Annotated in this window: 15 protein-coding genes; 11 read left to right on the forward strand and 4 right to left on the reverse strand. The window is 49.2% G+C overall.

All coding sequences use genetic code 11. From position 1 onward, the window contains the following. Window positions 1-110 precede the first annotated feature (110 nt). On the forward strand, window positions 111-2,177 hold the full coding sequence (locus ACZ5ZZ_RS07350; protein ID WP_464120856.1) for a sodium-translocating pyrophosphatase: 2,067 nt from the start codon (window positions 111-113) through the stop codon (window positions 2,175-2,177). Between the two features lie 230 nt (window positions 2,178-2,407). Then, complete coding sequence (locus ACZ5ZZ_RS07355) at window positions 2,408-2,938, forward strand: hypothetical protein (protein WP_464142044.1); 531 nt, start codon at window positions 2,408-2,410, stop codon at window positions 2,936-2,938. Here the strand turns inward: ACZ5ZZ_RS07355 and ACZ5ZZ_RS07360 are convergent. Then, entirely contained in the window at window positions 2,935-3,207 is a 273-nt protein-coding gene (locus ACZ5ZZ_RS07360; protein ID WP_262552360.1) for a TMEM165/GDT1 family protein, read from the reverse strand. The two genes, ACZ5ZZ_RS07355 and ACZ5ZZ_RS07360, sit on opposite strands and share 4 nt — an antisense overlap. A 53-nt stretch (window positions 3,208-3,260) precedes the next feature. Here ACZ5ZZ_RS07360 and ACZ5ZZ_RS07365 point away from each other — a divergent pair, with 53 nt between their 5' ends. From ACZ5ZZ_RS07365 to ACZ5ZZ_RS07405, 9 genes are all read left to right on the forward strand, one after another. Next, complete coding sequence (locus tag ACZ5ZZ_RS07365; RefSeq protein ID WP_464120858.1) at window positions 3,261-3,857, forward strand: exopolysaccharide biosynthesis protein; 597 nt, start codon at window positions 3,261-3,263, stop codon at window positions 3,855-3,857. Window positions 3,858-3,957: 100 nt separating this feature from the next. Then, window positions 3,958-4,335: a cysteine rich repeat-containing protein gene (locus tag ACZ5ZZ_RS07370; protein WP_464142045.1), complete on the forward strand. Its 378-nt coding sequence runs from the start codon at window positions 3,958-3,960 to the stop codon at window positions 4,333-4,335. Between the two features lie 8 nt (window positions 4,336-4,343). Further along, the gene (locus tag ACZ5ZZ_RS07375; RefSeq protein WP_464134785.1) at window positions 4,344-5,600 is read left to right on the forward strand and encodes an MFS transporter; all 1,257 of its coding nucleotides are present in this window, start codon (window positions 4,344-4,346) and stop codon (window positions 5,598-5,600) included. Window positions 5,601-5,733: 133 nt separating this feature from the next. Then, on the forward strand, window positions 5,734-6,300 hold the full coding sequence (locus tag ACZ5ZZ_RS07380; RefSeq protein ID WP_464142047.1) for a lipocalin family protein: 567 nt from the start codon (window positions 5,734-5,736) through the stop codon (window positions 6,298-6,300). A 4-nt stretch (window positions 6,301-6,304) separates the two neighbouring features. Next, entirely contained in the window at window positions 6,305-7,216 is a 912-nt protein-coding gene (locus ACZ5ZZ_RS07385; RefSeq protein ID WP_464142050.1) for a LysR substrate-binding domain-containing protein, read from the forward strand. Between the two features lie 113 nt (window positions 7,217-7,329). Then, the gene (locus tag ACZ5ZZ_RS07390; protein WP_464142052.1) at window positions 7,330-8,322 is read left to right on the forward strand and encodes a polyprenyl synthetase family protein; all 993 of its coding nucleotides are present in this window, start codon (window positions 7,330-7,332) and stop codon (window positions 8,320-8,322) included. Beyond that, window positions 8,309-9,796 (forward strand): phytoene desaturase, encoded by a 1,488-nt coding sequence (locus ACZ5ZZ_RS07395; RefSeq protein WP_464142054.1) that lies wholly within the window; start codon window positions 8,309-8,311, stop codon window positions 9,794-9,796. The genes ACZ5ZZ_RS07390 and ACZ5ZZ_RS07395 overlap by 14 nt, the downstream gene beginning before the upstream one ends. Beyond that, on the forward strand, window positions 9,796-10,707 hold the full coding sequence (locus ACZ5ZZ_RS07400; protein ID WP_464142057.1) for a phytoene/squalene synthase family protein: 912 nt from the start codon (window positions 9,796-9,798) through the stop codon (window positions 10,705-10,707). The genes ACZ5ZZ_RS07395 and ACZ5ZZ_RS07400 overlap by 1 nt, the downstream gene beginning before the upstream one ends. Next, window positions 10,704-11,285 (forward strand): hypothetical protein, encoded by a 582-nt coding sequence (locus ACZ5ZZ_RS07405; RefSeq protein ID WP_464134798.1) that lies wholly within the window; start codon window positions 10,704-10,706, stop codon window positions 11,283-11,285. The genes ACZ5ZZ_RS07400 and ACZ5ZZ_RS07405 overlap by 4 nt, the downstream gene beginning before the upstream one ends. Here ACZ5ZZ_RS07405 and ACZ5ZZ_RS07410 read toward each other — a convergent pair. The 3 genes from ACZ5ZZ_RS07410 to ACZ5ZZ_RS07420 are packed head-to-tail and all read right to left on the reverse strand — an operon-like array spanning window position 11,254 to window position 13,665. Then, entirely contained in the window at window positions 11,254-12,000 is a 747-nt protein-coding gene (locus tag ACZ5ZZ_RS07410; RefSeq protein WP_464142058.1) for an ABC transporter permease, read from the reverse strand. The two genes, ACZ5ZZ_RS07405 and ACZ5ZZ_RS07410, sit on opposite strands and share 32 nt — an antisense overlap. Further along, window positions 11,984-12,847, reverse strand: coding sequence for an ABC transporter ATP-binding protein (locus ACZ5ZZ_RS07415; RefSeq protein ID WP_464142060.1), 864 nt, complete (start codon window positions 12,845-12,847; stop codon window positions 11,984-11,986). The genes ACZ5ZZ_RS07410 and ACZ5ZZ_RS07415 overlap by 17 nt, the downstream gene beginning before the upstream one ends. Continuing rightward, complete coding sequence (locus ACZ5ZZ_RS07420; protein ID WP_464142063.1) at window positions 12,844-13,665, reverse strand: sterol desaturase family protein; 822 nt, start codon at window positions 13,663-13,665, stop codon at window positions 12,844-12,846. The genes ACZ5ZZ_RS07415 and ACZ5ZZ_RS07420 overlap by 4 nt, the downstream gene beginning before the upstream one ends. Window positions 13,666-13,699: the final 34 nt, after the last annotated feature.

Here is a 13,699-nt window from a genome sequence, read left to right on the forward strand (position 1 = left end):
CGGCGCGAATTCATTTTAGTACGGGCCCCTCCTAGATTGACTCGGTGTAATGAGATCAGGTAACTCTAAGCCTTCGTAATTAAAACGAGAAATCATAAACGGAGTGCAACATGTTTAGTGAATCTTTACTGATCTCTCCTGCGATTGCAGGGGTCGTTGGTTTGATCGTTGCTTTGGCTCTGTACCTTCGCGTGAAGGCACAACCAGCGGGCAATGAGACAATGAATCGTATCGCGTCCTACGTGCGCGAAGGTTCTATGGCGTTCCTTGTGCGTGAGTACAAGGTCCTTTTCGTCTACGCAATCGTCGTAGGCTTGGCTCTTTGGTTCGCCTTGGGCGGAATCGCAGCGGGATCTTTCATCCTGGGTGCGTTCTTGTCTTTGCTTGCGGGCTTCTTCGGTATGAAGGCGGCAACTTATGCCAACGTTCGTACTTCTCAAGCCGCAGCTGGCGGTTCTAAAGCGGCGGCTTTGCTGGTTGCTTTGGACGGTGGCGCTGTAATGGGTCTTTCCGTTGCAGGTCTTGGTTTGATCGGTCTTGGTGGTTTGTATGTTGGTTTCCAGGGTTCTAAAGACCTGGGCACAATCCTTCACTCCTTCGCGGTGGGTGCTTCCTCTATCGCTCTATTTGCGCGTATCGGTGGTGGTATCTACACTAAGGCGGCGGACGTGGGTGCTGACATCGCTGGTAAAGTTGTAGAAAACATTCCTGAAGACGACCCTCGTAATCCTGGTGTAATTGCCGACAACGTTGGTGACAACGTCGGTGACGTGGCTGGTATGGGCGCAGACATCTATGAGTCCATGGTTGCTGCGATCGTATCTGCTATGGCGATTGCATTGACAATCCCTGCAGAAGGTCTGTCTGCTTTGATGACAGGTGCGGATGCTGAGACTGTGCGTATTGCCGGTGTTGCATTGCCGATCTTGTTGTCCACTTTGGGTCTTTTGATCTCTATCATCGTGATCTTCGCAGCTCGCGCGTTCAAAAACGGCAAGCCTGCAACTGTATTGCGTAATGCTTTGATCTTCCCGCCAATTCTTTTGACGATTGCTTCTTACATCATCCTTCCGATGTTCGGCATCAATCAGGGTGTGACTGTGGCTTTGGCTGCGGGTGCGTTCGGTGGTGCTTTGATCGGTTTGATCACTGAGTACTACACAGCGGCTCGTCCAATCCGTTTGGTTGCTGAAGCAGCTTTGACTGGTGCGGGTACTGGTGTGATCCGTGGTTTGGCAGTGGGTATGGAATCCACAGCGATCCCAATGTTGATCGTTGTTGTTGCGGCTTACGTTGCTGACCAGGCTTTGGGTCTGTACGGTATTGCAATGGCAGCAGTGGGTATGTTGGCAGGTACTGCAGTTGTTATGACTGTGGATGCTTACGGTCCTATCGCAGACAACGCGGGTGGTATCTCTGAAATGTCCGGTTTGGGCAAAGACGTTCGTGCGATCACTGACGAATTGGATGCCGTTGGTAATACAACTGCAGCTATCGGTAAAGGTTTCGCGATCGGTTCTGCGATCCTGACAGTTGTGGCGCTATTCTCTGCGTTCAACATGGAAGTAAACCACGTTCGTGAGAACGCAGGTCTTGCTAAAATGTCCTTGGATCTGACTTCTTCCGGCGTTCTGATCGGTATCTTGTTGGGTGCGATCCTTCCATTCCTGGTGGGTGCAACGACAATGACAGCGGTTGGTAAAGCGGCTCAGAAGATCGTTCAAGAGATCGCTCGTCAATTCAAAGAAATCCCAGGTCTTCGTGAAGGTAAAGCGGAACCACAACCAGCTAAGATCGTGGACATTGCAACTCAAGCTGCATTGTTCGAAATGATCTTGCCAGGTATGATCGCGATCCTTGCTCCTGTGGCAGTCGGCTTCATCTTGGGCCCTCAAGCTTTGGCAGGTCTTCTTGCCGGTGGCTTGGCTGTCGGTGCAACTATGTCCTTGTTCATGGCGAACGCGGGCGGTGCATGGGATAACGCTAAGAAATACATCGAAAAAGGCGGCCTTCCAGGTCATCCAAAAGGTTCCGATGCTCACAAAGCAGCGGTTGTTGGTGACACTGTCGGTGACCCGTTCAAAGACACTTCCGGTCCTGGCGTTGCGATCCTTATCAAAGTTATGTCCGTCGTATCTTTGTTGATCGCTCAATTGATCGCTACAATCGGCGGTTAATCGCGCGCTCCAGCGCAGGAAGCGCAGGCGCCCTCTGGGCGCTGTAGCTGGACTCCGGCTCTGCCGAGGAGGCGCAAGCGCCCTCAGGCGCTGTAGCTGGACTTACCTCTGAATAATATTAAAACCCCACAGCCAAAAACTGTGGGGTTTTCTTTTGCCTAACAGGACTTGGGGCTATTCTTGCCTCATTAATGTGACAGAGACTCAGATGAGTTTTATAACGTGTTTATATGCACAAACTCATCCCTGTACTTTCCGGAAGTTTATTTGTTTTTGCACTTTCATCCTGCGGTGGCATTGGCAGTTACATTGGCCCCGCACAGGAACTTAAAACCATCCCACACGACATGTTTTATCAAACCACGGGTGACTGTTCTCAAGGGGATCTGGAGTTTATTCGTCTGCAATCAGCGGGCATTAAGCTTTGGACAGATCCTTCAGCGGTTTTGATAGGACAGCAGGAGCTCTATCTGCATCAGGATCTAAGTTTTGATATCCGCTACAGGGAGTTTGATTGGTCGGGTGTGACATTTGATAAAAGAATTCACTCTAAAGTGACTCTGGAGCCTACGACCGGGGCTGTCAGTTTGCCGGGCTTGGGAGATGGGAAAGTTATTGAGGAAAATGGTCGCAAATATCTGGAAGTGAACTTCAAACAAAGTGTGAACTCGCCAGAGCTGATTGGTAAGACGGTGCGATTTAGAATTTCAAAATCAGATGTTGGACTCGATACGGATCGAGTCCAATACTGTGGATACTAGGCTTTTGCTGCCAAAACCCAGATCCCGACTAGAATAAACAAACTTCCAGAAACATATTTCATAATTTGGGGACTTAACATAGTTCCCAAGAACTTCCCAAAAATCACACCTAAAGCCCCGGCAAGACCCAAGGCCAAGACCACGGCGACCATAACGGTCATGGTGGACTTGGTTTGTGAAGACGCGGCAAGAGCCGCAAATTGGGTCTTGTCTCCCATTTCAGCCAAGAATATCGTGATAAAGGTGCTCGCAAAAATCTTCCAGTCCATGTGGGTCCTTTTAAGTAATAATGAAAACCTAGTGATAAGAGCTTAGGTGAGGGATGGCAAGTTTGAAAAGTCGATTTATTTCCGCCATGGATCTTTTGCAGGAAGAAGCCTCTAAAGGCGACCTCACTTTGCGAAGAGTTTTCGATTTGCTGGGCGAAGAGGGGCACGCGGTGCTGGTTCTTTTCCTGTGTCTGCCGTTTATGCAGCCGATTCCCATTCCTGGACTTTCGACTCCTTTGGGGATTCTAATTTCTTTAGTGGCGATTTTTCTGTTTCGCCGGAAGGCCCCGTGGCTGCCCAGAAGGTTTGAGCATCTGAAGATCTCTGCAGATGTGGTGATCCGGGTTTCTGAGGTGGCGGAAAAAATATGGACCTATGTTTCTCGCATAGTGAAAGAGCGCCTGACGGTGCTGCATGATTTCTGGGTGTTTCGCCTAGGGAATCTGATCGTATTTATCGGTAACGCCGTTTTGCTGTCTTTACCCCTGCCAATTCCTTTTTCTAACACCGTGCCTGCTGTTGGTATCATCCTGTGCGCAATCGGGCACATGGAAAAAGACGGTGTTTTTATCCTTTTTAGCTACCTGTGGTGTCTAATTGTTGCGAGCTTCTTTGCGACCCTGGCCATGGGGGCGATTCATTTCGTCTGATCCCACTTAGGTCCAGACCTCGTAGAAAGGGCCATAGGACCTCAAGCTCTTTGTCTCTGATTTCCCGGTGCTGGTACCATTTAGAAAATGGGGGTCCTTAATGGGAAAATGGATTGTTGTTACAGTGATGCTTTGTTTTGGATGGATGTCACACGCAGAAGAAGCCACTTCCAATGCCTGCGCGAAAGATCGTGAAACTCTGTGCGGAAATGTCGAACCTGGCCAGGGGCGCGTGATGAAGTGCATGCGCGAGAATAAAGACAAACTTTCTGCCGAGTGCAAAGCACAGCACGAAAAAATGAAAACACACATGAAAGGTGTCAAAGAAGCCTGTCATGATGATGTTGAAAGGTTCTGTGGTGATGTGAAAGCGGGCAAGGGGCGTATTGTGAAGTGCATGCACGAAAATAAAGACAAACTCTCTGAAGCCTGCAAAGCCGAGATGGAAACAGGCAAAAAAATGAGAAGGGGCCATTAAAGTCACTCATGCGCGAGAAAAGTTTAAGGCTCAGTCTTTTTGATGCCTTCTTATGTTCACTGATGATTGGAGCTGGCGAGACGTACTTGCCAGCTTATTCTTTATCTATCGGCATGGGTGAAATCTTTGCCGGGATTCTGTCGACCTTACCCATCGTCAGTGGTGCCTTCTTGCAGTTGATCACTCCGCGCGGACTGCAGCGCATGCGTTCACATAAAAACTGGGTGGTGGCTTCGGCGACGTTGCAGGCTTTGACCTTCCTGCCGTTGATTTACTTCTCTGCGACCAAAGCTCCGAATTTCTGGATGCTGTTTTTGATTCTCTCTTTGTATTGGGGCTCTGGGTTTGCCGCCGGACCGGCCTGGAATTACTGGATGGGCCGCTTGGTGCAAGTGGAAGAGGGCAGTCGCTATTTTGCTAAAAGGGCCCGCGTTTCTCAGATCGGTATTCTGTTGGGACTTATCGGCGGGGGAGTCGCCCTGCACAATAAAGTGGAGATCGGTCCGTTCTCGTCCGTGTTTACGATGCTCTTTGTGTTTGCTTTCGGTTGTCGTCTTTTGTCGTCATTTATTCTTTCATCACAGTACTTCGATCCGAATTGGAACAAAGAACCTAAGATTGGTTTTCGTGCTTCGTGGAAAGTGTTCTGGGCAAACTCCAGTAAAAGACGGTTCTTCTTTTATCTGGCGCCATTTCAGGCGGCCGTATTTGTGTCGTCGCCCTTTGTGACTCCTTATATGCTGGCTCAGGTCAAGATGGACTATGGATCCTACATGACCGCGATCGGGGTTCTGTTTGTCGGAAAGATTCTGACGCTGACTTTGATTGATCGCCTTCGTCACAATGCTTCGGGGTTTAATCTATTGATCTTTGGGGCTGGTGCCATCGTGCCGTTGCCAGCGATGTGGGCCATCAGTGCCGATCCCTATTTTATCTTCTTTCTGCAATTGATCAGTGGAATGGCCTGGGCATTTGTGGAAGTGGGGCTGTCTTTGATTTTCTTTAAAGACCTTCAGCAGGAAGAAAAAGTTCCGATGTTGACGGTTTACAATCTTTTAAATTCTCTGGCGATCATTCTGGGGACCTATATTGGCGGCAAAGTGCTGTGGGTTTTCGGAGAGAAAGTCACCAGCTATTACGCCGTGTTTATCTTGGGAACCCTTGCTCGTGGCGCAGGGTTCTATCCACTTTACCGCTATGTGCGAAGTCATTTGGGGGCGGCTGAACCCCTTGATGGAAGCCTGTCCCGCGATAAAGCGTCTTAAATCCCCATTGCCATTTTTTATCTTGCCATGCTCATCCAAGAGTGTTTCCTTTCTGGAAATAGGCGTATTTCTATTTATAATGGGCGGACTGTAAAATTCTGTCTATAACAGGTTCAGAAATAAAGGAGCTCCTATGAAAAAGCTGATTCTTTCTGTTCTTGTTCTGGGTTTTGTTTCGACGGGCTGGGCGGAACCGACGACGGTTCCTTATGTAGATCTGAATAAGTACCTAGGGAAATGGTACGAAGTTGCAAGTATTCCCATGTTTTTCCAAAAACAATGTATCGGTAATACCACGGCAGAATACTCTGCGGCAGAAGACGGGATGATTCAGGTTTTGAATTCCTGTGACACTGAATCGGGTGGGCGCTCGATGGCAGAGGGGCGTGCAAAAGTTGTCGATACCGAAAGCAACGCCAAGCTCAAAGTGACGTTTGTGAAGATCATTGGCTGGGTCTTTGGCTTTGGTGGGGATTACTGGATCCTGGATCTGGCACCGGATTACTCTTATGCACTTGTCGGAGATCCAACGCGACAGTATGCGTGGATTCTGTCCCGTCAGCCTTCGTTGGGCGCAGAAGTCTATGTGGCATTGGAACAGAAGTTAAAAATGCTGGGCTACGACACTTGTTTGATTAAAACCTCGATTCAAAGCGGCGGAATCAGCCAGCGCCAGCCGCTGTGTGAGTTGGTAAAATAAAAATATGATGGATAAGCGTCTTGCGAAAATTTCTTTCTTCGATTTGTTGCTGCTTGCGGAACTTCCGGATCATAAGTCGTTAAGGTCCCTGTCCCGATCGTTGGGAGTTGAACCACCGCGATTGACCAAGGTTTTGCAATCGGTCCGGCATCAGTTGCAGTTTGAAATTATCAAGACGTCTTCCCATGGCTATGTCATGACTCCGGAGGGCTCGTACGTGAGCCTTCAGGCCAGGGAACTTCTGAAAAAGTCTGAGGACCTTATTCCCCGAAAATCTCAGTTTCTGGCGCCATCGGAAACTTATACGGTGGGCAGCCGCGGTTTTATGAACGTTTTTTTCTCTGGAGCCATGATCCAAAGTTTAGACGAAGCCGGTTCAAAAGCCCTGTTGCGATTTATGGATCTTTCTCCGGAGGAACTGCGACAAACCGCTTCTGAAGGGGTGTTGGATGTGGCCCTTCACTTGGAAGAAATCAAGTGGCCTCAGACCTGGAGTGCGGCGGAAGTGGGTTCGATGAGCTGGGATCTGTATGTCGGGAAAAATCACGCTCTGAAAGGGACCGTGGGGCGGGACGAGCTTCTAAAATATCCATTTACGCGCTCAGCCTACTGGAACGGTCGGGCGATTGCGCAGGCGGCAGACAACTTCCCCATCCCACGCAGCGAACGCATCCAGGGGCATGAGATGCAGACGGCTCTGACGGCCATTGAGATCATCCAGCATTCTAACAACGTAGCCTTGATTCCCAATATCATCGCCCGAAAGTATGAAGAGGCAGGTTTGATCCGCAGTTTGAAAGTTCGAGGAGTGGACTTGGCTGAGGCCAAAATATATCTTTCCGTCCGCTCGGAGAAGATCAGCCAGCGCCTGTTTAAGCTTTGGCAGGCCCGATTGAAGTCTCTTTTAAAGGTGTAGGGTTTATTGTGTCGTTTGACATAAACTTATTTATTCATATTTCAATGACAGCACAGTGGAGTTAGTTTAGTTAATTTGTTTGGCCCCGGGTAACTAATTGAGGAGTTGTTCTAGTGAATCTGATTCTCTCTCCAGGTCTTCCATTGAGCTCGGCATCATCGAGTGTTGAGTTTTTTTGGAGCACTTTCTTGCACGATCCTGCCCGGGAATTTATGTCTCGGCCCAAAAAAGAGTTCCGGGCCGAACTGGTTTCAATTGGCTGTGCTCTTTATTCTAAAGGTGCTCCTCCCACTTCAAAACAGAAAATAGCTTTGACCGAGTTGTCACGGGTTCTAGAGTGGATTCATGCGGGCTCGTTGATTGTTGATGATATCCAGGATGACAGCAAAGAGCGCCGGGGCGGACCCACCGCGCATCGCCTGTACGGGGTTGGTCCGGCCTTGAACCTGGGAAATTGGATGTACTTTGAGGCTTTGAAGGCCTTGCATGCTCTGGATGTCGAGGACTGTGTAAAGCTTAAGATCATCGGCTGTGCGCACGAGGCTATGCACCAGGCCCATCTGGGGCAGGCGCTGGATCTGGGTGCCAACATGATGGATCTTTCTGTTGAACAGATTCAGGAAGTGGTGTGCAAAAGCCATTCATTGAAAAGTGGCGCCTTGGTTGCCTTGGCTTTGCAGGTGGGTGCCTTAATCGGTGATAAAGAAGCAGACCTGCAGCTGTTGCTGGAACTGGGGACGCAGTTGGGTTCTTCGTTGCAGCGCTTTGACGATGTGGGAAATCTAAAGTTTGGCTCGACGGATCTTAAGTCCCTGGAAGATCTGACGTTGGGGCGTCCTTCGTGGATCTGGCTGTATTTAGCCTCGCACGGCACAAAGGAAGAAATGCAAGCCTTCAAAAAATCACTGGAAAGTCTGCCCGCGACGGACTTGCTGGAAAGTTTCGTGCAAAGCACAGATTTAAGACAGCGCGCGTATTCCGAGGCGCTAAGAAGGCATCGCGATCTTGAAGAAAAAATTAAAAAGTCTTTTGGCGATCTAGAAAATATCCAGACTCTAAACCTATTAAATAAACTGACAGAGAGAATTGTCCATGCCTATGAATAAAAAAGTTGCAGTGATTGGAAGTGGATTCGGTGGATTGAGCGCAGCCATTCGTCTTCAAGCCGCAGGCTTTGAAGTTCGTATTTTTGAAAAGCGGGATATGCCTGGTGGCCGTGCCTATGTGTACCGCGATAAGGGGTTTACCTTCGATGCAGGCCCGACGGTGATCACGGCGCCGGAATGTCTTGAGGAACTGTTTGCGTTGAAGAACAAAAAAATGTCCGACTATGTCGAAATGATTCCGGTGTCTCCGTTTTATCGTCTGCTGTGGGATGATGGCTATAAATTCGATTATAGCAATAACACGGAAGAACTCTATGCACAGATTCGCAAAAAATCCCCTGCAGATGCCAAGGGGTATGAAAAGTTTCTGAAGTATTCCGAAGAGGTCTTTAACGAGGGTTACACCAAACTTGTGGCCACACCGTTTTTGCACCTGTGGAGCATGGTGAAGGTGTCCCCGCAGCTTCTTCGTCTGGGGGCATACCGTAGTGTTTATTCCGTGGTGTCTAAATACGTCAAAGACGATCACTTGCGCCAGGCGTTCTCTTTCCATTCCTTGTTGGTTGGGGGGAATCCTTACAGCACGTCTTCCATCTACACGCTGATTCACTTCCTGGAAAGAAACTGGGGTGTGTTCTTCCCTCGCGGGGGAACAGGGGCCTTGGTACAGGCCCTGGTCAGATATTTCACCGAGATGGGGGGCGAGATCCGCTGTCAAAGTGAGATCTCTCAGATCCTGACCGCCAAAGGCAAAGTCACCGGTGTTCGAACGGTGCAAGGGGATGTGTGGGATTGTGATGCGGTGGTCAGCAATGGCGACGTCGTGCACACCTATCGTGATCTGCTGGGGAAAGAACCCATGGCTGCAAAAAAGTCCAAAGAGCTTCAGAACAAAGATTTCAGCATGAGTCTGTTCTTGATCTACTTTGGGACAAAGAAAAAATATCCGAATCTGGCCCATCACAACGTGTTGTTCGGTCCGCGCTATAAAGGCTTGCTGGAGGATATCTTCAGCAATGGCACTCTTCCGGATGACTTCTCGTTGTACCTGCATGTGCCAAGCTTGACGGATCCTAATCTGGCTCCAGAAGGGCATGAGTGCTTCTATGTTTTGGCTCCAGTTGCACACTTGGGCAAAATGAACATCGACTGGAAAAAAGAAGGTCCGGTTTACGCCGAGAAGATCCTGAAATACATGGAGGAAAAGTACATGCCGGGCTTGTGCGAAAATATCGTGACCCAAAGAATTTTCACTCCGGAAGATTTCTCAACCGAGTTGAATTCTTACCATGGTTCCGCGTTCTCGTTAGAGCCGAAGCTGACCCAAAGTGCTTACTTCCGTCAGCATAATAAGGACTCTCAAATTCAAGGTTTGTACTTTGTTGGTGCCGGGACTCATCCGGGCGCAGGCGTCCCTGGGGTTGTGAATTCTGGTAAAGCCACTGCGGGCCTGGTTGTTGAGGACCTGATCTGATGACTCAAGGCCAGGAACTGGAACTTCATAAGAGAACCATTCAAAAAGGCTCCAAAAGCTTTGCGGTGGCGTCTTTGTTCTTTTCCCAGCAGCAAAAACAGGCGGCTTGGAAGCTTTATTCCTGGTGTCGTTATTGTGATGATCAGATCGACGAGGCCTCAGCGCAAGAGGCCCCCGAAAGGCTTCAGGAACTTGTGCGTCTAACGGAATCGTTGCCTACTGCGGGGCCGATGCCGTTTCAGTTTCGGGGTTTGAGTGAGATCCTTGTCAGTCAAAAGATTCCTGTTCAATATCCGATGGATTTGCTTCGTGGGATGCAGATGGACGTTCAGAATCGTCGCTATCAGACCTTGGCGGAACTGGAAGAGTACTGTTACTGCGTGGCCGGGGTTGTTGGACTGATGATGTGCCATATTATGGGTGTGCGCTCGGATCAGGCACTCAAACATGCCATCGCGATGGGAAATGCCATGCAGCTGACGAACATCTGCCGTGACATTCGCGATGATGCGAAGTTGGGGCGGTGTTATCTGCCGCAGGACTGGCTGGCTCAGGCCGGCATGACAGAGTCGACGATGTTCCAGGCCGAACACAGGAAGGCCCTGGTGCAGATTCAGGAACGCTTGCTTCAGCGGGCAGATGAACTTTATCGGGACGGCTATTCAGGTCTTCGTTATTTATCACTCCGCTCTTGCTGGGCGGTTTTGATTGCGGCTAAAGTATATTCACACATTGGCGAACTGATACGTCGGGATCCGGATCGAGGGTTGAACCAGCGTATTTATGTCAGTATTTGGAAGAAATTGTTTTTGATAGGGGCGACGGCAAAGTATTTTGTGCCGCAGGTATGGTTTGCTGTGAAAGCGACAGAGTCTGTGCGACCGCCCCTAAGAGTTTGGAGTTATAAGTGAGTACCAGTTTTGTGAAAGAGACATGGATTTATGCCAGCCGAGTTCGCGAGTTCAGTCTGAAAGACTGGATTGTGTACATTCTATGGGTTGGAATGATGTACGGTCTGTTTGCCGTGGTGACTCTGTTTATCGGAGTGGGGCATTTCAATGGAGTGAATTTCCCGGCCTATGTTTATAACATCCCACTGGGGATCTTTATTTTCTCAACAGCCATTGCCTTTGATACCATTGGACATCGCACGATCTATAAAGAGTTTTTGCAGAAAGCGGAGGCTCTGGTTCATCACATCACCATTTTTGCAGGTATCACCAGTGTATTGGTGTTGTGTATGGCCTATCACTTCCCGGTGTTCTTAAGAATTCCAGCACTGGTCTTGGTGGCACTCAGTATTGTGTATTCTTTGATTGATGAAGGTCTGCACTGGTATCGCTATCTGGCTCAGCATTCCGACCGGGTCGAGATGTGGAGTCATTTCTTCATCTTCGTGGGTCACCTGATTATGATCCTGGCTTGGTGGCAGTGGTACAGCGAGGGCTACCAGGGAGTTAATGAAACTCTTGCTCTTGGGCTTTTCTAAAAACATACAAAGACGCCGCTAAAAACAGGACGCTGTAAATCATCAATCCCCAAGTGTGCTTGGATTGCACGTCCTGTTTCAGCAAAGAAGCCCAGACGACCTCGCCCAGCAAGCGGGTCGGCAAGTAAGCCGATATTTTCTGAACAACATCGGGCAGGGCTTGAGGGGGCATCCACAGTCCCCCGGCAAACGAGAGTGGCAGATACACAAGATTCGCCAGTGGCACGACAGATTTGGCACTGGCGGCATATCCCAGGCAGGCTCCGAGCAGACCAAAGGGAATAGACCCCAACAGAAGACTTGCCAGAAAATTGGCCCAGGGAAGTTCTTGCCAGTTTAGTGGTGTTGTCAGGATCGCCACAGCAACGACAGCTGCAATCGACAACAAAGAAACCACAAGGGCATTTAAGACCTTCGGCAAAAACGTAAAGATTTTCGGTAAAGGCAGAATGTGCAGATAGTGGGACCAGGGCGTTCCTTTTTCCTGCGCGATACCGATAGCAAGCTGAAACAGTACAACCCCCAAAACACCAAAACAGGCAAACGATCCCGTCAGCATCGCAGCGGCGGACTCATTTTGTGCATTCGGAACGCCAAAGAACCAAAAGAACATCGCCGGAAAAACCAAAGTTGAAATAAGGTACATCGGCTGGCGGGTCAGCTCTTTGAACTGATAATAGGTATGAAGCAGCGTCAGCTTAAGATTTCTTTTCATGATGCTTCTTTCTTAGATGAATAAAAGCCTCTTCCAGCGTGGCAGAAGAAACTTCTAGATCCTCCACTGGGAAGTTTCCGGCAAAGAGCTCTTTTAGCAATGCAACGGGCTGCTGGGTCAGAACCTGATGATTTTGTCCTTCGCTGGTGGAGTCTTCGATGAGTTGTGAAACAGGTGCTTTGGGGCTTCGGATTTTCATCGTTTTAAATTTCAGACTGCGGGTGATTTCAGATGTCGGACCATCGTACAAGACAGTGCCATGATCAATGATCACCACCCGGTGCGCCACCTGAGCCACCTCATTAAGATCGTGTGTGGAAAGAAGAACAGCTCCACCTTTTTGTGCAAAATCGCGAATTTCCTGCCACAGATGAATGCGTGACTCCACGTCAAGACCTGTGGTGGGTTCGTCCAGAACCAGCAACTCGGGATCTCCAAGTAAGGCACAGGCCAGGGCGACTCGTCGCTTTTCACCACCGCTAAGTCCACCCATCTGGCGATGCAAGAAGGCCTGAAGATGGAAGTGATTGGTCAATTCCTCGATCGAAGGGCCACGCTCATAGTGGGCCTTCACCAGACGAAGAACCTCAATGGTTTTTAGATGAGTGGGGAAGGAGATCTCCTGCCCGGCATAACCAATCAGGGATTTGTCAGGCTTTTGGATGCTCCCGTGATCGGCGCTTCGCAGTCCCAGCAGGATCTTAAGTGTCGTGCTTTTTCCCGCACCATTGGGCCCTAAAAGGGCCACAATCTGCGAAGGCTCTACGGAAAAGCTTACATCGTGCAGAGCGACCTTGGTGCCATAGTTCTTTTTTAAGTTTGAAATGGACAATAGCGGCCGTGTCACGTGTTCTGATTCCGTTCGCCAGTGTTTTTTATAAACTGGGCTTCATAAGCCGGGTGTTGTGTCTTAAGCAAATGATCCCAGAAAGTGTAAAACAGCCCGAAGTTGTATTTATAATAGCGATGATGGGCGGAATGATGCGTTCCTGAAATCAGCCACTTTCCCACAGGGTGGGTTGCGGTTCCTCGTGGCAAAACTTCAAAGCCCAGGTGATTCACAATCGCCGACAAGGTCATCACGGTCAGATAAACCAGCAAAACCAAAGGATGCAATGGAAGGAACAGTAAAATCAAAGGCAACGGCAGCGCCTCGATCAGGGACTCGACCGGATGAAAGGAAAATGAAGCCCAAGGCGACGGCTGTAAAGAAGCATGATGAACAGCATGAAACCGACGATAAAGCCAAGGGATGTGCAGCAATCGGTGAGTCACATAGAAGTAAAAATCATGAAGCAGGGACAGTAAAAAGCCGCTGACAATGAAATAAGGCCACCCATATTGATCCATCGGCAGATAAAAGCGTGCCCAGCCGGTTTGCCATAAGATCCCCAGCAGCACGCCACTCAGACCGAAGATGACAGAACTGATGGCCGACCATTTGATTTCGTACAGCTGAATTTTCTTATCAGGCAAAGTGGGATAGATTTGGCGGTTTTGTGCCCAAGGCCAGTTCTTCTTGTAAAATGCGATATAGAAGCAGGTGGTCAAGGCCAAGTAACGAACCAGAACCACCAGAGTCAGGATGATCGTTGCCACAACAAAGTTTCGTGGCTCCAAAAGGTCGAAGGGAATATAGGATTCATACTTCTCGAAGTGGTTCATAATTGATTGCTATCTTAAAGCGCGATATTTGTAA

This window comes from Bdellovibrio sp. HM001 (genome assembly GCF_055397275.1).